This is a genomic window from Chryseobacterium sp. Leaf180 (assembly GCF_001424585.1).
GTDB lineage: Bacteria > Bacteroidota > Bacteroidia > Flavobacteriales > Weeksellaceae > Chryseobacterium.
The window spans coordinates 1,065,692-1,088,665 of the sequence record NZ_LMPJ01000001.1; the positions used below are offsets into that span (position 1 = coordinate 1,065,692).

At 37.1% G+C, this 22,974-nt stretch carries 20 protein-coding genes and 3 tRNA genes; 8 read left to right on the top strand and 15 right to left on the bottom strand.

Translation table 11 applies throughout. From position 1 onward, the window contains the following. Positions 1–99 precede the first annotated feature (99 nt). On the top strand, positions 100–468 hold the full coding sequence (locus ASG01_RS04915; protein WP_055860722.1) for a hypothetical protein: 369 nt from the start codon (positions 100–102) through the stop codon (positions 466–468). A gap of 479 nt (positions 469–947) precedes the next feature. Further along, positions 948–2,066: an ImmA/IrrE family metallo-endopeptidase gene (locus ASG01_RS04925; RefSeq protein WP_082498289.1), complete on the top strand. Its 1,119-nt coding sequence runs from the start codon at positions 948–950 to the stop codon at positions 2,064–2,066. Here the strand turns inward: ASG01_RS04925 and ASG01_RS04930 are convergent. The 6 genes from ASG01_RS04930 to ASG01_RS04955 form a co-directional block, all read right to left on the bottom strand. Beyond that, positions 2,052–2,966 (bottom strand): hypothetical protein, encoded by a 915-nt coding sequence (locus ASG01_RS04930; protein WP_055860733.1) that lies wholly within the window; start codon positions 2,964–2,966, stop codon positions 2,052–2,054. The two genes, ASG01_RS04925 and ASG01_RS04930, sit on opposite strands and share 15 nt — an antisense overlap. Further along, complete coding sequence (locus ASG01_RS04935; protein WP_131725320.1) at positions 2,956–3,726, bottom strand: hypothetical protein; 771 nt, start codon at positions 3,724–3,726, stop codon at positions 2,956–2,958. Before ASG01_RS04935 ends, ASG01_RS04930 begins: the two co-directional genes overlap by 11 nt. After that, entirely contained in the window at positions 3,716–4,684 is a 969-nt protein-coding gene (locus ASG01_RS04940) for a thymidylate synthase (RefSeq protein WP_055860739.1), read from the bottom strand. The genes ASG01_RS04935 and ASG01_RS04940 overlap by 11 nt, the downstream gene beginning before the upstream one ends. 645 nt (positions 4,685–5,329) lie before the next feature. Next, positions 5,330–5,413: transfer RNA gene (locus tag ASG01_RS04945), tRNA-Leu, on the bottom strand. 40 nt (positions 5,414–5,453) lie between these two features. Beyond that, positions 5,454–5,529 (bottom strand) — tRNA-Gly (locus ASG01_RS04950). 9 nt (positions 5,530–5,538) lie between these two features. Continuing rightward, positions 5,539–5,620, bottom strand: a tRNA-Leu gene (locus ASG01_RS04955). A gap of 175 nt (positions 5,621–5,795) precedes the next feature. Between ASG01_RS04955 and ASG01_RS04960 the strand changes: the two genes are divergently transcribed. The 3 genes from ASG01_RS04960 to ASG01_RS04970 are packed head-to-tail and all read left to right on the top strand — an operon-like array spanning position 5,796 to position 7,759. Then, positions 5,796–6,170: a DUF3127 domain-containing protein gene (locus tag ASG01_RS04960; protein ID WP_055860742.1), complete on the top strand. Its 375-nt coding sequence runs from the start codon at positions 5,796–5,798 to the stop codon at positions 6,168–6,170. A gap of 60 nt (positions 6,171–6,230) precedes the next feature. Beyond that, entirely contained in the window at positions 6,231–6,872 is a 642-nt protein-coding gene (gene aat / locus ASG01_RS04965) for a leucyl/phenylalanyl-tRNA--protein transferase (RefSeq protein WP_055860745.1), read from the top strand. After that, positions 6,872–7,759: a DMT family transporter gene (locus tag ASG01_RS04970; protein ID WP_055860748.1), complete on the top strand. Its 888-nt coding sequence runs from the start codon at positions 6,872–6,874 to the stop codon at positions 7,757–7,759. The genes aat and ASG01_RS04970 overlap by 1 nt, the downstream gene beginning before the upstream one ends. 48 nt (positions 7,760–7,807) lie before the next feature. Here the strand turns inward: ASG01_RS04970 and ASG01_RS04975 are convergent, their stop codons facing one another. The 6 genes from ASG01_RS04975 to ASG01_RS04995 form a co-directional block, all read right to left on the bottom strand. Then, positions 7,808–9,184, bottom strand: a complete 1,377-nt coding sequence (locus tag ASG01_RS04975; protein ID WP_055860752.1) for a tetratricopeptide repeat protein — start codon at positions 9,182–9,184, stop codon at positions 7,808–7,810. 122 nt (positions 9,185–9,306) lie between these two features. After that, positions 9,307–10,689: a phosphoglucosamine mutase gene (gene glmM / locus ASG01_RS04980; RefSeq protein ID WP_055860755.1), complete on the bottom strand. Its 1,383-nt coding sequence runs from the start codon at positions 10,687–10,689 to the stop codon at positions 9,307–9,309. A gap of 114 nt (positions 10,690–10,803) precedes the next feature. Beyond that, complete coding sequence (locus ASG01_RS16090) at positions 10,804–10,956, bottom strand: hypothetical protein (protein ID WP_185097218.1); 153 nt, start codon at positions 10,954–10,956, stop codon at positions 10,804–10,806. Further along, positions 10,957–12,990 (bottom strand): ferrous iron transport protein B, encoded by a 2,034-nt coding sequence (feoB, locus tag ASG01_RS04985; protein WP_055860758.1) that lies wholly within the window; start codon positions 12,988–12,990, stop codon positions 10,957–10,959. It abuts the gene before it with no gap. Then, positions 12,990–13,244, bottom strand: a complete 255-nt coding sequence (locus tag ASG01_RS04990) for a ferrous iron transport protein A (protein WP_082498290.1) — start codon at positions 13,242–13,244, stop codon at positions 12,990–12,992. The genes feoB and ASG01_RS04990 overlap by 1 nt, the downstream gene beginning before the upstream one ends. A gap of 146 nt (positions 13,245–13,390) precedes the next feature. Next, on the bottom strand, positions 13,391–14,314 hold the full coding sequence (locus ASG01_RS04995) for a GLPGLI family protein (protein ID WP_055860761.1): 924 nt from the start codon (positions 14,312–14,314) through the stop codon (positions 13,391–13,393). A 126-nt stretch (positions 14,315–14,440) separates the two neighbouring features. Between ASG01_RS04995 and ASG01_RS05000 the strand changes: the two genes are divergently transcribed. Next, complete coding sequence (locus ASG01_RS05000) at positions 14,441–14,938, top strand: DinB family protein (protein ID WP_055860764.1); 498 nt, start codon at positions 14,441–14,443, stop codon at positions 14,936–14,938. 55 nt (positions 14,939–14,993) lie between these two features. Here ASG01_RS05000 and ASG01_RS05005 read toward each other — a convergent pair whose 3' ends face one another. Further along, entirely contained in the window at positions 14,994–17,705 is a 2,712-nt protein-coding gene (locus ASG01_RS05005) for a TonB-dependent receptor (RefSeq protein WP_055860767.1), read from the bottom strand. 194 nt (positions 17,706–17,899) lie between these two features. Here ASG01_RS05005 and ASG01_RS05010 point away from each other — a divergent pair, with 194 nt between their 5' ends. Then, positions 17,900–18,781 carry a cupin-like domain-containing protein gene (locus ASG01_RS05010; RefSeq protein ID WP_055860770.1) on the top strand — a complete coding sequence of 294 codons (882 nt, stop codon included), beginning with the start codon at positions 17,900–17,902 and terminating at the stop codon, positions 18,779–18,781. Between the two features lie 44 nt (positions 18,782–18,825). On the opposite strand, the gene ASG01_RS05015 is transcribed toward ASG01_RS05010, so the two are convergent. Beyond that, positions 18,826–19,926: a glycosyltransferase gene (locus ASG01_RS05015; protein ID WP_055860773.1), complete on the bottom strand. Its 1,101-nt coding sequence runs from the start codon at positions 19,924–19,926 to the stop codon at positions 18,826–18,828. Further along, on the bottom strand, positions 19,923–20,150 hold the full coding sequence (locus ASG01_RS05020) for a hypothetical protein (RefSeq protein ID WP_055860776.1): 228 nt from the start codon (positions 20,148–20,150) through the stop codon (positions 19,923–19,925). Before ASG01_RS05020 ends, ASG01_RS05015 begins: the two co-directional genes overlap by 4 nt. 160 nt (positions 20,151–20,310) lie before the next feature. Here ASG01_RS05020 and ASG01_RS05025 point away from each other — a divergent pair, with 160 nt between their 5' ends. Further along, on the top strand, positions 20,311–22,839 hold the full coding sequence (locus ASG01_RS05025) for an ATP-dependent Clp protease ATP-binding subunit (RefSeq protein ID WP_055860779.1): 2,529 nt from the start codon (positions 20,311–20,313) through the stop codon (positions 22,837–22,839). Positions 22,840–22,974 lie beyond the last annotated feature (135 nt).

The window sequence follows — 22,974 nt, forward strand, 5'->3', positions numbered from 1 at the left end:
AAATTATTAAAATTATTGTATTGAGGGACATTAAATATAAAACTGCAATCTTTGTTGCGGACTATAATGTATATTTGATCAGAAAAATTATTAAATTAAATGGAAAATGCAGAAAAAATGATAAACGATTTGCGTGACCTTTGCTACAATGAAGCATTTAAAAAAGGATGGCACACTGATCACTCAGGAAATCTATTAGATAAAAATAAGGGGGAGATGATCTCTCTTATTCACTCTGAGGTTTCTGAGGCTCTAGAAGGCGAGAGAAAAGGTTTGATGGATAGTCATTTGCCTCATAGGCCTATGCCAGAAGTTGAAATGGCAGATGCTATAATACGTATTATGGATTATTGTGGACGATGGAATTATGATATAGGAGGAGCCATTATTGAGAAATTAGCATACAATGCACAAAGATTGGATCATACACTTGAAGAAAGAATGAAGCAAGGTGGTAAAAAGTTTTAATCCATTCCTCACTGATCATTAACGCTAAAGATTCAGCCGATTTGGAAAAAATACTGATTTTAGTTATTCCGGTAATATTATTGAAAATAAGTACTAACTGTTGACATTTTTTTTTAAATTTAATAAATTAAGAATTAAAAACTTTATTTTAAATTTGGCGTGAGAATTACTTTTGAGAATGAAATAGTGAGAGGTGTTTGTGAAGATTACGAACTCACGTTTGAAAAATATGGGAATGACAGGGCTACCTTATTATTAGGTCGGATCTCGGATATCGAAGCCGCTTCTTGTATTGAAGATATTAAAATTGGGAGATTTGTTATTATTGAATTAACGAATATAAAGGTAGTAATCAATTATTACTTTTCACATCAAGATGATCAGTATATGACATTTGAAGCTCCTCAGGATGATAACTTATCAATCAATTATCATTCATATAAAAAGATCTCAAGAGTAAAACTAACCAAAATAACGTTATGACCTTTAATCCTAATTGGGTTTCTAGCCCGTACAGCACTATAAAAGATATTATCTCTTATAATAATATGGATAAATGCCAACTAAATGAGACTTTGAAGGAGAAAAAAATTCAGCTAAGTGACCTTTTAGATGGTAAAGTTTATATTGACCAAAAAGTTGCTTCGGTTTTATCTACAATATTTAATAATACTGAGGATTTTTGGATTAATAAACAAAAAATATATGACACAAGAGTTGAACGTTTGAATTCTAATGAAAAAGATGATTGGATCAAAAGCTTACCTATTAAAGAAATTATTGATGAGGGTTTTATGGATTCGAGTGAAAATAATCTTTTTGAAAGCTGTTTAGAATTCTTTGACGTAAAAAACATTTTTGATTGGAAAATAAAATACATACTAAGTAGTAATTTATCTTTTAGAAAATCAGATGGATTCGATGCAAAGAAAAGCTCAGTTATTTCTTGGTTACGAATGGGCGAGTTGCACATAAAGGATGTAAAATACCCCAAATATGACAGGCATAAATTTGAATATTTACTTGAAAATGACATAAAGAATCTGACTAGAAAAAGTTCGCCAAATAATTTCATTCCACAGTTAATAGAATTGTGTTATAGTTGTGGCGTAAAAATTTCAATACAAAAAGCTCCAAAAAATTGCAAAGTATATGGAGTTACGACTTTTTCCAAAGAAGGGAATCCAATTATGATATTAAGTTTTAGATATCTATCAGATGATCAGTTTTGGTTTACATTTTTCCATGAGGCAGGACATATTATTCTGCATGAAAAAAAATTCTTGAACTTTGAAGAAGAAAGTATGATAGAATTTAGTGAAAAATTTAAGCAAGAAGAGGAAGAAGCAAACTTTTTTGCTGAAGAGGTACTTATACCTTTCCAACTTAAAAGCAAACTTTCTTTGATAAACGGCAATAAAAAAAACCTAATTGCTTTTTCAATTGAAGCAAATGTTTCACCTGGTATTGTAGTAGGGCAGCTTCAAAATAAAAAAATTATCAGTCAATCATATCTTAATGCATATAAAAGAAGATTTTCAAGGGAAGAAATAAACTATTCATTCAAAAATACTATAAAGCAATTAACCTCTGAATAATCTATAAGATGTAGAAGATTTCTGCCAGTTGCATACGCAGTCTTCTAGAATTTGCATTATAAAGGGATAGTCATTGAAGGCAGTATCTCCTAAATCTTTTAAGAAAACATTTAATTCTTTAGTTTTGGTATTAGAATCAAATAATAATCTTGTTCCGTCGACAGGACCACTATTTCCAAGGTAAGGATGATTTGGTTCAATTGGTAATATTCCTATTTTACCAATCATACACAAAAAGTCAAATACCGCTAATCTACCAAAACCTACTATACCATCAAAATGCCAATATAAATGATCAAAAAATTTATTCTTATCTATTTTTATTTCGTTTGGTATTGAAGAAGTAAATAAATTAAAATCGTTATCAACTAAATTAAAGAAGGATTCGAAGGTTTGGTAAGTGCCACTTCTAGAAGTAGTTTTCAGAGATTGATATTTTCTGTGATTGCCAAAGCTCCCATAGCTTTTAATTTCATAAAAATTATTGCCTAACCACACCTTGAAGTTAGCTAGATCAGTCGTGATGGTATTCCAATTCCAAATATTAGTATCGCCAAGCTTTCCATAGACAGCTTGAATCAACCCATAATTTGATTTTATATTTTTCCCAAAGTGCACATAGAGAAGTAAATTCCAAACAGCTTCGTTAATATCTCCATCTCTATGATATAAAATTGAAGCTCTGATTGGATCGTAAATATCTAAGTTAGGATTCCTCCGATCCTCACTTATCTGTCTAGCTTTAAGTGTTTCAATATATTTTATTCTCTTATAACTATCTACGAATTGTCTAATAAATGAATTTTCAGCATCAGGGCTGTCTATTCCAGGTAATTCCATTCCTCGTTTGTAAAAATCTAGTTTTCTCTTAACATCTAAATATAAATCATTATTTTTCATAAAAATTACTTATCTCATTTTGAATCCATTTTCTTATCGAAATTACTAAATCTTTGCTTACGCCAAAAGAACTTTGAATATTATGGTTATATCCTAAAATCAGGATTTTTTTATTATGTTGATTTACAGTCATTTTATAACAATTTCCTTTAACAACCTTATTTTTCGTTTTTATATCCCACTCTATAACTCGCTCCTTATGTATTGTTTGTTTGAAAACTTTTTGAAAATTATCTATAACTCCCTGACCATTCAAAATGCATATTTCAATATTTGATTCCATAATCAAATACTCCAAATAACTTCCGAAGCTACTTATTAATAATTCTTTATCCGATATAGATAAATTACCCCACTTATTTTTTGTTGCTACTGGAATGATATCCAAATGTACCATATTGTTATATGGAAAGTAAAATGAAAATTCACTTTCAGTCAATAAATCTTCTAACCTATTAAACCAGCTTTTATAAGGTTTATTACTGAAGTAAAAGTCAAAACTAGTTTTGACTTTTAAAATTTCATCTCTTGAAATTTCATTCCAAGAATTTACATTTAAGCTCTGCTTGCTCAAAAAACGGTTAGAAGATTTACCGTTGGTATCGTAATATTCTCTATCACTTGGATTTAATCCCACAGTTGCAATTTTTGAGTTTTGTAAGTCTCCAAAATATAAAATTGGAACATACTCCTTAATTATTAATTCTGATGCAGAGCTTTCAACTGTATTTAGAAGCTCTCGTATCTTCTCAAACATCATATTTCTCCTTCAAATAAGTTTTGTAGTTCTGATTATCTAATAAAGGTAATACATTTTTTATTTTTTCTTTAAATATCTCTCCCTTATTACTTTTTCTTAAAGAGAATATCTTTAAAACGTATAGTATATCCTTCCAATAAAGATCTAAATCAACATCTTCAATATTGAGTGGCTCATGTTTCCTTATCATTTCTTCGTATTTTAAGACCTTTTCTAAGACTTTTAATGAAGTTTCTTGTGTCATAGCAGTCATTTGAGTCTTTGAGGTTTGATAACCTTCTTTTAGATATTTATTCACTATCTTTTCATCCGCATCGTAATAATGACAGCTTCCAATATAATGATGGTAATCACCTAATTCTTTATTAAGTTCTTTTGCTATCACTTCCTGCAGCATTGTGAAACAAAAAATATCGTGTGGCAAACCTACAAACACATCATTTGATCTCATCGTTACAGAAAGAATTAATTTATTACTTCTGATAAAAAACTGCAAGGTACATGTGCAAGGAATATCTTTGTTATCTTCTATTAAAAGATCATCTTTATCAAAAATTTGTATGACAGCTTGCCTTGTATTTTCTTTTTTTTTTAAAAGGTCAACGATTTGATTTACTTGATCGAAAAGAGGATTTTTTTTATTAAACAAACGTGCCCCATATGCTCCATTCAGTGTTTTTTCATCATTCGAATATTTAATGTAGTCTTTAATATAATATTTTATAAAATCGAGCTCATTTGATCCAGACATATACCATAGAAATTCTCCTATAGGACTTACGAAAACACTTTTCGAAAAAGATGCACTAATTCTGTTTAGTGGATTAGTTAATTTAATATAGACCCCTAATAATTCTTTATTTGCTCCTTTTTTATTTGTTTGTTGACTACCTTCTTCTTTAATTTTTTGTAGTAATTCATGAATTATATCATCGAGGGATTTTTTTTCTATAAACATAGGATTTGTTTTGTGTTTTATTACTCTTGTTGTAAAAAGCTTAATTAATCATAAATTTTTGTTCAATTTACAAAACTTATGTTATGTTTTAATTTTGCGTTAAATTAGAGACAATGTTTTACATGAAAATGAATATCAAATATAAACTTATGAGACCAACCTTTTTTACTATTAATTTTTGTTGTATAAATAACAAATCTATTTTACATCATCCAATAGTGGAAGTTAGAGGAGTTACAATCGTTATTTTTAAAAAAATAGTTAATTTTTACATTAAATAAACTTTTCACAAAAACGAGGGAAATTTCTGAGAAAAAATAAATATACCCTCAAATGCGATATTAAGTTATAACCAACCCTATTATACTTATAGTCTTGTTTGTGTAATATGGTGAAACTAAAATTCGAAAGGGACTATTGTAGATGTAGGAGTAAATATATACGATATAAGAGGAATTAGGAGCAATTAGTTTAATACACGACAAGAAACGCTTAGTATAAACTCAAATTGAGGATACATTGGTAATTTTTATTAAAGTGATAAGTGAAATAATAGTATGAGAAAACTTTAAGAATTAATTCCCCTAATTGTTCCCCCTTAAAACAAAAAACTCTCTGATAACCGTAGTTACAGAGAGTTTTTAGTACCCCAGACGGGACTTGAACCCGTACGTCCTTGCGGACACAGGATTTTAAGTCCTGCGTGTCTACCAGTTCCACCACCAGGGCGGGCAAAAAAAATAGAAGTTTAAATAAAACCTCTATTTTGTGGAGCGAAAAACGGGACTCGAACCCGCGACCCCGACCTTGGCAAGGTCGTGCTCTACCAGCTGAGCTATTTTCGCAAATAAATGTGCGGATGAAGGGACTCGAACCCCCACGCCTCACAGCACCAGATCCTAAGTCTGGCGTGGCTACCAATTACACCACATCCGCAATTATTTTTTGAAATATTTTAAAGAACTTCTTTCGTTTTTGTGAGTGCAAATATAGGGCAAAAATCTAAACTTGCAAGAATTTTCTCAAAATAAATTTAATTTTTACAAAATTTTTATGGCATCATCTTTTTTACATTTCTATTTCTTACTTTTACGAAGCTAATATTTACGATATGGAATTACAAGGAACGGTAAAGAAAATCACTGAGGTACAAACATTTGCAAGTGGTTTTCAGAAAAGAGAAATGGTGATACTTACGCAGGAGCAGTATCCGCAGCCGATTAACATCGAATTTTTGCAAGACAAGATCAATTTGCTCGACTCTCTGAACGAAGGGGAAAATGTAAAGGTAAGCATCAACATAAGAGGAAGAGAATGGGTTTCACCACAGGGAGAAACAAAATATTTCAATTCGATTACAGGATGGAGAGTGGAGAAAGTGGCAGATAACGCTTCTGAACCTACTCAATCTCAGTCTGCAGCCGCTTCTTCGGCATCAAACGAAAACCCATTTGCATCAGACGACGATGACGATTTGCCATTTTAATATAAATTCATAAAAGATCATATAATCCTGCTTTTTATAAAGCGGGATTTTTTTACTGCAATGGTTTTACTCAATTCTGAAGAAATTTCGTTTCCTGATCCTGCACTGTATGACAGCCACGATGGCATTATTGCTGTGGGTGGTGATCTTTCGCCTGAGCGGATTCTTTTTGCGTATGAAAACGGAATTTTCCCTTGGTTTAATCCGGATGAAGAAATTCTCTGGTGGTGCCCAGATCCGCGTTTTGTGCTTTTTCCGGATGAGCTTAAAGTTTCAAAATCAATAAAAAAAATTCTTGACCGGAATATTTTTCAGTTTACCGAAAATAAAAACTTTCGCGAAGTCATTTTAAACTGCAAAAACGCTCCAAGAAAAGGACAGGATGGTACATGGCTTTCAGACGAATTAATCGAAGTTTTTACAAAACTGCACAAAATTGGAATTGTAAAAAGCATTGAAGTTTGGCTGAATAATGATCTTGTCGGCGGATTTTACGGGCTTCACATCGGAAATGTTTTCTGTGGCGAAAGTATGTTTGCCAAAGTGAGCAATGCTTCAAAAGCAGGATTTATTTATTTCGTGCAAAAATATGCGGACCAATTTTCGATTGTCGATTGCCAGTCTCATTCTGATCATCTCGAAAGTCTGGGCGCAAAAATGATCCCAAAAAGAGAATTTTTACACATTTTACATCAAGAATAATGAACGCCGAAAAAGAAAAATGGCTTCTCCTCATCTCTCTGAGTCTTATCTGGGGATCATCTTTTATTTTAATCAAAAAATCGCTGCTGCATTTTTCACCTTATCAGGTAGGTGCACTTCGTGTGTTGATCGCCGGAATTATCCTGATGCCGGTCGCAATAAAAAACTACAAACTTTTCCCGAGAAAACAGTTGAAGTGGTTGATTCTGGCTGCGTTTACAGGAAACTTTTTTCCAATGTTTCTATTCCCGATTGCAGAAACTGAAGTCAGCAGCAGCATTGCAGGCATTGTAAATTCGATGATGCCGATCTTCGTGATTATTGTAGGCTCTCTGATCTGGAAATTTCAAACCACTCGCCGCCAGATGATCGGTGTTTTGATCAGTTTTGTAGGGGTCTGTATTCTTGCATTTGGCGGAAACGGAGAAAATGCATTTAAAATATTACCAATTCTCATTCTGCTGACAGCAACGTTTTGCTATGCGGTCAGCACAACGACAGTAAAATCAAAACTGATGGATATTTCTTCCACTGTACTCTCGGCATTTGTATTTTCTTTCGTGCTGTTTTTGCCGTCGCTATTTTCACTCTTGGCGACAGGTTTTGCGTCGACTTTGACTTTAGATAAAGAAAATCTGATTGGCTTGGGATTCGTAAGTCTTTTGGCCGTTTTCGGAACCGGATTGGCGATGATGATGAATTACCGCTTGCTTAAAGTTTCTTCTCCGCTTTTTGCGTCGACTGTAACTTTATTAATGCCGATTGTCGCGATCATCTGGGGACTGCTTGACGGCGAAACGCTTTCTGCACTTCAATTTTCCGGCGCTATTGTGATTATCGGCGGTTTGATATTCCTCAGAAGCAAAGCGGCAGCTGTAAAAAATTAAATCCTGCCAATTCGTATCAGCAGGATTATTTTTATTTAAACAAAAAAATTACTTCTTCTTAGATTTCTCTTTACCGGTTCGCTTTTCGTCATCAGAATGCGGATACTTTTCCTGCATATCTGCGATCAGTTCCGGATCCATTTCGATAGCTTTTGCCAAGATTTCAGAAGATTTTTTATCTGATTTCAAAAAATGATAACAGTTGCTCAGCTGATAATACAGTTCTGCACGGTCGTGAATGGAAATCGCTGTTTCTAAAGCATCTTTTGCTTCTTCATATTCACCAACCAGCATCAGCATTTCTACGTAAGCGTACCAATGCACAAACTGCGTCGGCTCGCCATCTACGAGTCTTTTCAGACAAACCAGACTTTCCTCTAGCTTTCTCGCATTTACGTATAAAAATGCCAGTCTTTTTTGATATTCCAGACTGCTGTCATTCAGCAAAGCTGCTTCTTTAGCAAAATAAAGTGCTTCCTGCATGCTTCCCATTTCTTCATAAATGTAAGATTGCTCCATCATCGCAAGATAATATTGCGGATCTTCACGCAACGCTTTCTGGAAAAAACCAAGCGCCATCATCGGCTCTTTTAATGCATTATAACAGTGACCTATCTTATAGAAAGTAAAAGCTTTAGTGTATTCCAGCTCAAGCATTTCTTCATAAATCTCAATTGCTTTTCGGTACTCTTTCATCGCCTCCAGACATGCTGCTTTACTTGCGTAAAAGCTTACTGCGCCCGAGTTTATTGCCAAAATATAATCGAAACCTTTGATGGCTTCTTCATAATTTTTTCTTGCGAAATAATACTGTCCGTACTCACTCCAAGCACTTTCAGAATAAGGATAGTGATCGAGATAATCATTTAAAAAAGTAATTGCTTCTTCGCTCTTTTTAAGCTGACCGTAGCAATTCATTGTATTCTCCAAAGCATAATCATCAGTGGGATCTTGCATTAAAGCCTGCTGATAATGTTTTAACGCATTAAAAGGATCACCAATATTCATATACTCGTCACCAATGAAGTTATTCAGGAAATTTTCCTCTTCACCTAATGTGAGCGCCTGTTTGCAGATTTCTATAGATTTTTTGGGATTTCCCAGATTTGAATAATACTTAGCGTAGCAGACCAGAAAATCTGTATTTTCCATCGATACACTTTTCAGCTCATCGATCATTTCTTTGGCCATGGTGTATTCTTCCCACTCCAGCAAGACTTCAAGTTTTTTAATCTTGATATCCAGCGAGTTGGGATGCAGTTTGAGAGCGTAATTAACGGCCATATCGGCATAATTAAAATCTCCCAATTCAAGATAATAAATGATGATGTCTTCTAACTCTTCTGTGTCGAAATAGATTTGCTCATCAGTTTCTATCATTTCCTCGAACCTTTTTATCAGTTCATTTTCAAAATATTCTTCCAATGTAGTTAGTTTAAGATTTAAGACTTGAGATATGAGATGTACAAATACTCTTTTCTGAAAATCTTATACATAAAGTTAATAATAAATACGATTAAAATTGCTTATCAGATTTTGTTAATTTTTCAGATCAGACTTTTAATCTTGGCGATCATATCATCGCCCAGTTTGTCGGCTTCTTCCTGAGATTTTGCCTCGGTATAAATTCGGATAATTGGCTCGGTATTCGACTTGCGAAGGTGAACCCAATTATTTTCAAATTCGATTTTTACGCCGTCTACCGTAGAAATCTCTTCATTTTGATACTCTTTTTCCATTTTTGTTAAAAGCGCATCCACATCAATTTCTGGTGTCAGCTCAATTTTCTTTTTGCCCATAAAATAAGCCGGATAACCTGCGCGTAATTCAGAAACGGTTTTATTTTCTTTCGCCAAATGTGTCAGAAACAAAGCCACGCCTACCAAAGAATCTCTTCCGTAATGAAGATCAGGATAAATAATTCCACCGTTTCCTTCACCACCGATTACGGCATTTTTCTCTTTCATTAAATTTACCACATTCACCTCGCCTACAGCACTTGCAAAATATTGTGAATCATGACTGTTTGCGATGTCTCTTAAAGCACGGCTCGAAGATAAATTAGAAATTGCAGCGCCTTTTTTATGTTTTAAAAGATAATCTGCAACTGCCACCAAAGTATATTCTTCGCCGAACATTTCGCCGTTTTCGTCGATTAAAGCAAGACGGTCAACATCGGGATCTACAACGACTCCGAAGTCTGCGTTTTCCTTTTTTACCAATTCGCAAATGTCTCCCAAATGCTCTTTCAAAGGTTCCGGATTGTGCGGAAAATGGCCGGTCGGCTCACAGTAAAGTTTTACCGTTTCACAACCGAGTCTATCCAAAAGCATCGGAATCGCGATTCCGCCGGTAGAATTTACCGCATCCAAAACGATTTTATATTTTTTAGCTTTGATGGCTTCCAAATCCACCAGCGGCAACGCCAGAATTTTTTCAATATGAATATCAAAACCGTCTTCACGCGTTTCGTAAGCTCCCAAATCATCAACCTCAGCGTAATTGAAATCTTCATTTTCAGCTAAAGCCAAAACTTCGGCACCATTTTCTCCGCTGATGAATTCACCTTTTTCATTTAAAAGTTTCAGCGCATTCCATTGCTTCGGATTGTGCGAGGCCGTCAAAATAATTCCGCCGTCTGCATTCAGTTCTGGAACCATCACCTCAACAGTTGGTGTCGTCGAAAGGCCAAGATCAATAACATTAATTCCCAAACCCTGCAAAGTTGCCGTCACGAGAGAATTAACCATCGCGCCGGAAATTCTTGCATCGCGACCGATAATTAAGGTTAGATCTTTCTTGTTTTTATTATTTTGAAGCCAGCTTCCGAAAGCCGAGGCAAATTTTACCACGTCAAGCGGCGTAAGATTATCACCTACTTTGCCGCCAATTGTTCCGCGGATTCCGGAAATACTTTTAATTAATGACATACTCTGAAATGTTTTTGCAAAAGTAAGAATAAAAGAAATAAAGGATGATGAATTGTACGTAACGTGGATAACTCGAGTTCTGAAAAGACATTTTAAACTATGTATGCAATAGCTTTACGAGCAGCCGCAATCTTTGTCGCAGGAAGATCTTTTGGAATCGAATTTCTTCGGAGCAAAATTCTTCCGGATAATTCTGTACAGCGAATACACTGCAAAAGCAACAGCCAAAGCAATAATGATGTATTGAAAAATCAGCGAATTATCCATTTATTTTAAAATCTGATACGCAATTAAAGACACAAAATAGGCCAGACCGGTCATCATCGCGACCTGCAGACCTGTCCATTTCCAGCTTTTGGTTTCTTTGTAAACGACCGCGATCGTAGAAACGCACTGCATCGCAAACGCATAGAACAGCAAAATGGAAATTCCGGTGGCAAAACTGAACACTTTTTCGCCGTTTGGTTTCACATCCATCCGCATTTTATCGATTACTTTACCTTCCGGTGCGTCGTCATTCAGGCTGTATAAAGTAGACATTGTTCCCACAAAAACTTCTCGGGCAACAAAACTTGTGAGAATACCGACACCCATCTTCCAGTCGTAGCCAAGCGGCGCTATTGCAGGTTCGATCGCTCTTCCCATTCTGGCAAGATACGAATGATCCAATTCTACATCACTTGCCATAAATTCGTCAGGCTGCTGTTTTGGTCCGAAATAACTTAAAACCCAGATGATAATACTCACGATGAAAATTATCTTGCCGGCACCGGTGATGAATTCCCAGACCTTTACCAAAACCATTTTCAGATCGTATCCAAAAAGCGGTTTTTTATACGTCGGCAAATCCATTACCAGATACGTTTTACCTTTATTTTTAATGAATTTTTTCAAAACTGCAGCTGAAAGTAAGGCTACAATGAATCCTAAAAGATACATACCTAAAAGCACCAATGCTTTATACTGAATTCCGAAAATCGTTTTATCTGAAATAATTAATCCGATAATGATGCTGTACACCGGAAGTCTCGCCGAGCATGTCATAAAAGGCGTCACCAAAATGGTAAGCAGTCTTTCTTTTAAATTTTCAATATTCCGTGTAGAAATCACTGCCGGAATTGCGCAGGCCGTTCCTGAAACCAGCGGAACAATACTTTTCCCGTTTAAGCCAAATGGCCGCAGAAAACGGTCCATCAGGAAAATTACACGTGCCATATAACCGCTGTCCTCGAGTAAATAAAGAAAATACAGCAAAATCCCGATCTGCGGTGCAAAAATCACAATACCGCCAATCCCGGGAATTATTCCCTGAGAAACCAACGAGTTGATCGGTCCTTCCGGAAGATGCTCGTTAGCGAATGTCGAAAGCCAGCCAAAAAGACTGTCGATCCAGTTCATTGGATATTCTGCAATAAGAAAAACGCTCTGGAAAATTACCAGCAAAATGAAAAGGAAAATCACGTAACCCCAGAATTTGTGCACTAAAACCCGGTCGAGTTTTTCCGTGAGCAGCTCTTTCATCTGTGGTTTTTTATGAATTACCTCAGCCAGAGCTCTATCGATAATCTGATATCGTCTCACGGTTTCCTGTACCTGCAAACGTTTCGGAACCAAACTTTTAGCATCGGGTTCCTGCAGCATATTTTGCAGAGAATCTATTTTATCTAAAGTTTTTCCGAATGAAATATTGAGCCACGCTTTGTATTCATTATCAAAGTTTTTTGCTTCGACCATTTTTTTCACAAAACCGCTGTGTTCGGCCGGAATATCAAACGAAGGTTTATCTGTTTTTGCAAAGAGATTTTGGGCAACGGCCGTTCTGATGTCGTCAATTCCCTGCTGTTCTTTTGCATTGGTCTCGATAACATCTACGCCAAGAGAACGCGAAAGTTTTCTGGTATCAATGGTAATACCGCGACGCTCTGCCTGATCGATTTGATTTACAATCAAAAGAATCGGAATTCCCAAATCCTGAATCTGCTGAAAAAGCAGCAGGCCGCGTTTTAAACTTAGTGTCTCTACAATGTAAATAACACCCGCGTAAGAATCCTGTCTATCGATAAGATATTTGGAAAAAATCGCCTCGTCTTCCGAACTCGGGTAAAGGCTGTAAGATCCTGGAAGATCGATCACTTCTACCTCTTCATTACTGAAAAAATAAGTACCGGAATGGCTGGAGACGGTCACGCCGGCGTAATTTCCGGTCTTCTGCTTTTTGTTGCACAAAGCATTGAAAACAGTAGATTTTCCTACGTTTGGGTTTCCGACTAAAAGTACCTGTTTTTTCTGATTCTGCTGCATCAATTCAATTCTTCTACGATGATGTAATCGCCTTCTTCTTCACGAAGCGCGATACGGCTTTTTTCTTCACCAAATTCTATATACATCGGCCCGCTAAAAGGTGCCTGATATAGGATTTTAAAAACAGTCTCCGGCAAAAGTCCCATCTCGATAATCTTGTTGGGCATGCGCAAATGATCGTTGTCATAGGTGAGAATCTTCCCCATTTTGTTTCGTGGGAAGTCGCTGAGTTTGTGTGAAAATTTCTGTTTCAAGAAACAATTTGTTTGGACTGCAAATATACTCTATTTAAATTTGATCTAAATAACGATTTTTAATTATTGCTTTAAATCTCAAAATAAAACCCGAAAACATTACTGTCTTCAGGTTTCTGTCAAATATAGTTTAGAAAAAAATGAATCTATTTCTTAGATTTTGCAGGTTTTCCTGTTGCAGAAGCATCAGCCAGCTCTATCGGGTTGTCGTTTGAGTTGTAAAAATCTTTATACATTTTCTCCTGCTGCTTCACCATGTCGCCAATGGTCATATCGCTTCCTGGCATCTTCTGGCTCATCATTTCCGGCTTGAAATAAGGTCTCGCCGTTGCCAGAGGATCTTTTTTAAAGTCATTAAAAGTTTTGCTGAATTTTTCACGGGAAACTTCAGTTACTTTCAGATTTCCACCGGAAATTTTCTCAGCATAACCAAGCTCTTCGTAATTGTTCACTTTTTTATTTCCCTGAAGCATCCACGAATAATTTTTATCAGCATCTTCAATCTTCACGATCAGACCAGGTAAACCGTGAAATTTGTACGGTCCGTCCTGAAAAGGCAATTCAGTCGTAAACCAAGCCGTCCAGGTTCTTCCGCCATAATCTGCGGTTGCTTTCTGCGCATTATATGCTCCGATTTTTTGCTTGTCGTTTGAAATTTTCCAGTTGAAATTAATGTCTTCTGTGTAGCCAATACTCATCGGTGTAAAGCCGTTTGCTACTCTTTCTACGTACAAAACTTTCATATCCGGATAGGTTTTATCCACTTTCATCGAGAATTTCGGCATTCTTACCATTTTCGACATGTCTTTGTAAACGCCGGATTTCTGCATCGCTTCGATTTCTATTTTCATGATAGAATCCTGTGCAATCATCGTGTAATCGCGGTAGATCGATTTGTCTTTGGTAATGTCGAGCACGGTCATCACTTTATCCACCTTTGCAGAATCTTTTTTCGGCTTAAAAGTAAGCTCATAAAAAAAACGGTTGGCTGTAATGTTGCTTTTCTCGCCTTCCTGCGCGTTCATCACGGCAAAAAGCGCTATAAATAATACTGAGAATAAGTTTTTCATTGTAAATTATGATTTAAACAATTAGTAATCACTTGTAATCTTTTGTTACAGTTTTTTTGTTTTAATTTTTTTCAGAATGATCTTTTTTAAAGTTTTATTAATTTTAAATACCAAAAAAAATTAAATATGAACACTTTACAACAACTGAAAGAAGAACTTGAAAGCGAGTATCAGACAACCAGAAGATTTTTCGAAGTCTATCCGGAAGGGAAAAATGATTACGCACCGCATCCCAAAAGCATGAAAATGGCTCATCTTGCCACGCACATTGCAGAAATTATCGGCTGGCCCGGTTTTATGCTCAACAGTTCGGAACTCGATTTTGCGAAAAGCGGCATGGAACCCAAATTGCTCACCTCGAAAGACGAACTTCTGAAAGCAGCCGATGACAATTATAATTTCAGCAAAAAAGCTTTGGAGAACGCTTCAGAAACAGATCTCGAACGCGACTGGTCGCTGAAAAACGATGGAAATATTTTAGCCGCCTGGACGGTCTATGGAGCGATTCGTCATTCCTTAAACCAAATTACACATCACCGCGCACAACTTGGAATATATTTCCGGCTTAACGAAATTCCGTTGCCGGGAAGTTATGGCCCGACGGCAGACAACGAAAGTTTTTAGATAAAAAAAGAACCAACCTCATCGAGGTTGGTTCTTTTTATTGGGTTTAAAAATTTTATTTAAAATTAAATTTAACGGTAAACATGACTTGGCTTGGTCTCAGCATCATTCTGGTGTAAGAGATCGAAGTCGCGTTGAAGTTGTATGTTTCGAAAACTTTTCTGTTGGCAATATTCATCCATTTTACTTCAAAATCGATTTTTCTCTTGCTCCATGTGAACTGATAAGAAACATCGTAGAATGCATTTCTAAAATCATTATCGGGAGCTTTTGTGTTAATCTGATCCCAATTGAAACCAATTGTATGATTCTCCAACGGGTAGAAAAATACGCCAAGATTGTGCGTAAAACCGCTTCTCTTCGCATTAGTGTTAATCGCTCCGCTGCTCGACTGCACCGTACGTGTAAGATTCGCGTTGTAATCGATGCTCATCCAGCTGAAATACGTGTTGTTGAATTTCACGCCGTAAGACTGATTTGTATTCGTATTGCTGTACGCAGCGCTGCTTAAGAATGCGTCAGATTTCGACGTGCTGTTATTAAATGTAAGCGAGGCATTTGTTTTAAATTTTGGAAAATATTTTCCGATCTCTGCGCTGTAGAAATTATTCAGAATGTGATTATCCTGCACAATGTACTGCGTGATGAAATAACCGTTCTCGATGGTCGGGTTTGAAATCAAATTTCTCTTGGCATCCGAAAAACGGTAATTTACATTAAAGAAAATATTATTCAGTGGATTTCTGTATTCCAATCGCGTTCCTGCAGATTTATTTAAATTTTGCGGAATCGGGTTTCTCGGATCCATCGCATTCAGATTGTCCGGCGACGTTAAAACAAAACCGGAATATGCGGTATTGATTTCACCAAAATTGTTGTTGATATTGGCATTTACTGATGCTTTGAAGAACGAAGCAAAATTGTACTGCGCAAATAAAGAAGGCTCGAAAGTCACTTTATTCAGCGTACGGTCAACCAATCTTAGTGGATCTTCAGCTTTAATATTGTTTGAATTTACCGGGAAATTGGCAAACAGCAACCAGGAATCATTTTTAAAATTCACACCTAAACTTGCATAAGGCGTTGCCGTCGTATATTTCAGATCATTGTCGAATCTTGCCCCGTAACCCAGATAATTTCCGTCCTGAAAATTACCGAGAACGCTTCGAAGATCAGTCGACTCAAAATTAAAACCAACCTCTGGCGTTAGCGTAAAACCTTTATAAGTGAATCCTATATTGGCAGAATGATTTGCTGTAAAAGAATTTAAACGAAGACTCTGCAACACCGATGTCGAGTAAAAACCGGGATTAAAACCTGGAATCTGCGAAAGATAAGACGCCGGCGAAACGCCTAATTTCTGCACATCTTTCTGATAATTGATGAAAGACGTCACATTCACCATCTTTTCTTTCCACGGAATAATCGTGCTTAATGAGTTTTGAAAAGTCGTCGTTGGACTTTCGATTGTCTGAGCAGAATTTCTTGTAGCTCCGCCAAAGGCCGTTCCTGCTCCGGTATTGGATCGTGTAACCTGCCCGCGGTCTGCATTCCAGAACTGTGTAAAACTTGTGGAGTTTTTAAAATATCCTTTTTTAGCGTTTTTCGTGAAAATCAATTCACCTTTTGCTTTATCTGTATAAAAATTGTTGAAAATATCAGTTGTGATAAAATATCCTGGCGAGTTTGGTGTTGCAAAATATTCAATCTGATTAAACGCCTGTCTTTCCACCGCATTGTTTGTATAGTTTGCGATGGCTTTCAATTCCCACTCTTTTTTATCGTCGATATTCGTCAGATAATTAGCCGAAACATAATGTACATTATTAAATAAATATCTCTTAACAGGAAGATTTGGGACTGATGCATTTTCTACACTCAGCCAGTCATTCTGTGCAGCGTTTGTTCTTCGGCCTTCGTATCTTGTAAAACTTCCGAGCATATTGCCTTCATTTTCTACCTGATCGCCGACGTTATTGGTTTTATAATTAACAACCCACTGATGCTTTTTGCTGAAAAACATGGGCGTGAGTTTCACATTCCAAAGAATCGGACTGAAACCTGCTCCTACTTCACCTCTTCCAGTCATTGTCACCGATTTTTTCAGGCGGATATTGATCGCAGCTGCGTCGGAAGGTATTTTACCCTGAAGCATTTTTACAGGCTGGTGATTTTCCAAAACCTCAACTTTCGCTACCGCATCTTTCGGCAAAGAGTTGTTAATCGTTCCGTAACCGCCTTCCATTAAATCTTTTCCTTCTACCAAAAATTTATTGATCGGATTTCCCTGATACAAAACGGTACCGTCGGTTTTCACCTCGATTCCGGGAATTTTCCGCATCACATCGGCCAGTGTACGGTCGCTTTTGCTGTCAAAAGCTTTCAGATCATACGAAATGGTGTCGCCACGAGCGGTGATCATTTTGGTTTTCAGCTGTACTTCTTTGATTTCTGTAGCCTGCGACTGCAGTTTTATACTCTGCGTCTGGTCACTGTTGCTGATCTGTTTGGTAATCGGCTTCTGGTTAAAAGCTTTTACTTTAAAATCAAGATTGGCTTCAGCAGAAGTAAATGTAATTTTATATTCTCCTTTAGAATTGGTAATTCCGTAGGCGATGATGGCGTCTTTGCCGGGTTCTTCGATGGTAACGCTCGCACTTGGGATCGCGATACCGTCTTCATCAGTGATTTTCCCGGAAACGGTCTTCTGCGCAAAAGCGATCACAGAAAACATCATCATCAGAAAGAGGGAAACTTTTCTTATCATAGTTATTATTTTGATAATTAGTAAGCGCGTCATCACATTCGTTACACGTGGTAGAGATTTAATTTTTTTTTAAATCTGAAAAAAGTAAACTCAGCTGCACACCATCACGAATGTACTCTATAGCACCAATAGAAAACTAATGTAATTGTGGTAAACATTTATTTAATAATTTTGTAACATTAAAATTTACAGAAATGGGGGTTATTCTAAAACCGATAGATATAGTAGACGACATCTCAAAAGAGGATTTTTATGAAAAATATCTGAAACCCAGAAAACCTTTGGTCATCAAAAATATGGCTAAAAAATGGCCAGCATATCAGAAATGGACCATGGATTATATAAAGGAAGTTGTGGGCGACATTACCGTTCCGCTGTATGACAGTGCCAAAGCAGATCCTTCTGCACCAATCAATACGCCGACGACCGAGATGAAATTTGCTGATTATATCGACCTTATACAAAGAGAACCTACCGATCTGCGGATTTTCTTTTTCGATCCTATCAAGCATGCAAATCAACTGCTCAGCGATTACCTGTCACCAAAAGATCTGATGGGCGGATTTTTAGATAAATATCCTTCGATGTTTTTTGGAGGAAAAGGCTCGGTGACATTTTTACATTACGATATCGATCTTGCGCATATCTTTCACACGCATTTTAATGGCAGAAAACACGTTCTTCTTTTCGAACAAAAATGGAAAGACCGATTATACAAACTTCCTTATGCAACCTACGCGCTCGAAGATTTTGATATCGAACATCCTGATTTTCAGAAATTCCCGGCGCTTGACGGTGTAGAAGGTATTGAATGTTTCCTTGAGCATGGCGATACGCTTTTCATGCCGACCGGTTGGTGGCACTGGATGAAATATCTCGACGGAAGTTTCTCCATTTCGCTTCGCGCTTGGGATAAATCCTGGGCAGTGAAAGCCAATTCTTTGTGGAATCTTACCGTTCAGCGGAACTTTGACAATATTATGAAAGGCCAGTTTAAGAACAGATACATGGACTGGAAGGAGAAAAAAGCCGTAGAGCGTGCCAACTGGGCTCTGAAAAAAGGTTTGCCAAAATAAAATATTTAAAAGCGTTTCATTGTGAGACGCTTTTTTATTTTAAACTAAAGCTGCGATGCTTTTCGGAAAACTTCCAGCAATTTTGGTTCTTCGTTTTCCCAGCAAAGCTGACTGGCAGCACGTTCCAATGCTGGCTGATAAGATTTTCTTCCTCTATCTAAAACGGTTTTCAACGCTTTTGCTATATTTTCCGGCTGATGATTTTCAATGATTTCGCCGACATCAAACAATTTTTTTATGCTTAATAATTCGGGCAAAGCAGATAAAATGACCGGTACGCGCGCCTGAATGCAGTCTAAAACTTTATTTGGCAGCGAGAAATAATAACTGTCGCCGCCATTTTCTTCAATGCTCATACCTACATCTGCAGTTCTGGTGACTTTGCGCAAATCATCAGGAAGCAGTTTTCCGAGAAAAATAACTTTATTTTGAAGTTTTTCCTGAATAACCAAATCTTCAAATTCCTTTCTTCGCGGACCGTCACCGGCAATTTTGAAAACAGTATTTTCAATGTGATGCATTGCCAGAATCGCTTTTTCAATTCCACGGAAAGGATTTAATGCGCCTTGATACAAAATGATTTTAGGCTGATTTTCAGGAATTTCGAATTTAAGATCAACCTTTCGCGGGGCATTTTGAACAACTGTTGGCTTAACACCATACTTTTTCTGAAACCAATTCGCATAACCTTCGCTTGCGGTAATCATCATTGAAAGATGGGGTACAGTTTTTTTCTGAAGCAACCGCCAGATTTTCTGCGACATTTTCCCCTGAACGGCAGGCATTTCAGAGAAAATTTCGTGGCTGTCGAAAACCAGCGGGATTTTAAATTTTTTCGCCAACATATAATTTGGTAAAAGTGCATCCAGATCATTGGCGAGCAAAATCGTGTTGCCGTCGATCTTCCTCTGCAAAACCTTATAAAGCTTTACATTAAACTCAAAATAGGCGGTTTTTAAAGTTTTAGAATGAACAGAAATCCGGCTGAAAGGATACGGACGCGACATTTCTTCTTCGCCGTTCCAGTTGTTGCCGATTAATTCTATTTCAAAACCATTATCGTGAAGCGTTTTGCAGACTTTTTCGATGCGCTGATCTGTGGTCAGATTGCTGAATGCCGAAACGAGAATTTTCTTTCTGCTCATGATTTCTTTTCAGGAAAAAGCAAATGATACGCCTGTACTCCGCAGATAATTCCGTTTGGGATGATTACCGGCCAAAGCATGCCGCTGAAAATGCCGTAGACCACGAAACAGATGCAGCCGATCATATTGACAATTCTAATCTTTTTCAGATCGCGCAGTACAAAACTTAAAACGATAAAAACTGAGGCGGCATATCCTACGTAAGTGGCGGTTTCAGGGCTCATTTGGTGTATTTTGAGGAGCACAAACTTAGTCATTTTCAAAGAGATAGTCAAGCATTATTCTGCCATAAAGTCAGGAATTGTCTTTTGGTAAAATATTTGTAATTTAGAAAGAGAATAAAACGACAAATGTTGCCGTTTTTAATATTTGAGATACAATACTATGGATTATAAATTTTCACAGGGTTTGAGCCAGGTGTTCAAACAGAGCAAAAATGAGGCGAAGCGGCTGAAAAGTGAATTTCTAAATACAGAACATCTCCTTCTAGGTATCATAAAAACAGATAATTCTGCGAAAGAAATTCTGCAGAGTCTGAATGCAGATCTTACGCAGATCCGAAGAAAGATTGAAACACTGAGTACTGCCGGAATGAATCCTTTGGCTAAAGAAAGCGCCAATATTTCTTTTACGAGAATGGCCGATCATTCGGTGAAACGCGCTGAGCTGGAGTGCAGACAATATAAAAGCAATGAGATCAACACGGTTCACCTGCTTTTGGGAATTTTGTACAAATACGAAGACCCGACGTCAAACATTTTGAGCGCGTATGATATCGACTACGAAGGAGTTTCGAGAGAATATCAGACGATGCTTAAAAATTCAGGTGAAGCTCCGCAAAACTCAGCGTATGATGATGATGACGACAGAGAAGAATTTGAGCAAATGAGAAAACCTGCGGGAAATCTTGGCGCAGCTAAAAGCAAAACGCCAACGCTTGATAATTTCGGAAGGGATTTAACATCGTTGGCAAGAGACGGGAAACTGGATCCTGTTATCGGTCGTGAAAAAGAAATCGAGCGTGTTTCGCAGATTCTTTCACGTAGAAAGAAGAACAATCCGTTGCTTATTGGTGAGCCTGGAGTTGGTAAATCTGCGATTGCAGAAGGTTTGGCCTTAAGAATTCAGCAGAAAAAAGTGTCGCGTGTTTTATTTGGAAAACGTGTCATCACACTTGATTTAGCAAGTCTGGTGGCCGGTACAAAATACCGTGGTCAGTTTGAAGAGCGAATGAAAGCCATCATGACCGAACTGGAAAAAAACCGCGATGTGATTCTCTTTATTGATGAGTTACACACGATTGTAGGCGCAGGAAGTTCGACAGGAAGTTTAGATGCTTCCAATATGTTTAAACCGGCGTTGGCAAGAGGTGAAATTCAATGCATCGGTGCAACTACGCTTGACGAATACAGACAATATATAGAGAAAGATGGTGCTTTAGAAAGAAGATTTCAGAAAGTAATGGTAGAGCCGACTTCGGTTGACGAAACCATTCAGATTTTGAATCAGATTAAAGATAAATACGAAGAGCATCACAATGTGGTGTATACCGACGAGGCGATTAATGCTTGTGTAAACCTTACTGCCAGATACATTACTGACCGTTTTTTACCGGACAAAGCGATTGATGCAATGGACGAAGCGGGATCTCGTGTGTACATCAAAAACATGAAAGTTCCTACGGAGATTATTGATTTTGAAAAGAAAATTGAAACCATTAAAGAACTGAAACAGAAGGCGGTAAAAGCGCAGGATTATCTTGAAGCGAGAAAACTGAAAGATGAAGAGGAAAGACTTCAGATGGAATTGAATTCTGCTCAGGATCTTTGGGATAAAAATGTTAAAGAGAAAAAAGAAACCGTTTCTGAAGAAAGCGTAGCTGAAGTTGTTTCGATGATGAGCGGCGTTCCGGTAACGAAAGTCGGCAAAAATGAGCTCGACAAGTTATCGCAGATGGACGAAAACATGAACGGCAAAGTAATCGGTCAGGAAGAAGCCGTAAGAAAAGTCGTAAAATCAATCCAGCGGAACAGAACTGGTCTGAAAGATCCGAACCGTCCGATTGGTACTTTTATTTTCCTTGGTACAACGGGAGTTGGTAAAACAGAGCTTGCCAAAGTAATGGCCCGCGAATTATTCGATTCTGATGAAGCTTTGGTACGAATCGATATGAGTGAATACATGGAGAAATTCGCAGTTTCAAGATTGGTGGGTGCGCCTCCGGGATACGTTGGTTACGAAGAAGGTGGGCAGTTAACAGAAGCTGTTCGCAGAAAACCCTACGCGGTGGTTTTGCTTGACGAGATCGAAAAAGCACATCCAGATGTGTTCAACATTTTGCTGCAGATTTTAGATGAAGGGCATGTAACGGACAGTTTAGGAAGAAAAATCGACTTCAGAAATACGATTATTATTCTTACCTCAAACATCGGGACAAGAGATATTAAAGACTTCGGCGACGGAGTTGGTTTCGGAACCAATGCGAAGAAAAGCAATACAGAATCGCGTACAAGAAGTACGATTGAGAACGCTCTGAAGAAAGCTTTCGCACCGGAATTCCTGAACAGAATTGACGATATTGTTATTTTCAACTCGCTTGAGCAAAATGATATCAAGAAAATTATCGACCTTGAGCTAACAAAACTCTACACCAGACTTGATAAATTAGGTTACAAAGTAGAACTTACTGATGCTGCCAAAGATCTAATTTCTGAGAAAGGCTGGGACAAAGATTTTGGTGCAAGACCTTTGAAAAGAGCAATTCAGAAGTATATAGAAGATTTACTTGCTGAAATGTTGGTTAATAAAAAGCTTGTAAGCGGCGAAACGATTGTTTTGGATGTGAATGAAGCAAAAGACGGCTTAGAAGGAAAAACTTCAAAATCTAAAAAGTCGACAGAAAAGTCATCATAATAGTTTTAAATATAATTGATTGTGAGCATCCGGAAATTTCTCCGGATGCTTTTTTATAATCTGTTCAGTCTATCAAAAGCGTTTTATAATATCAAACTAAGCGTTTTTATATTAATCGTAAATTTGCAGATTCAA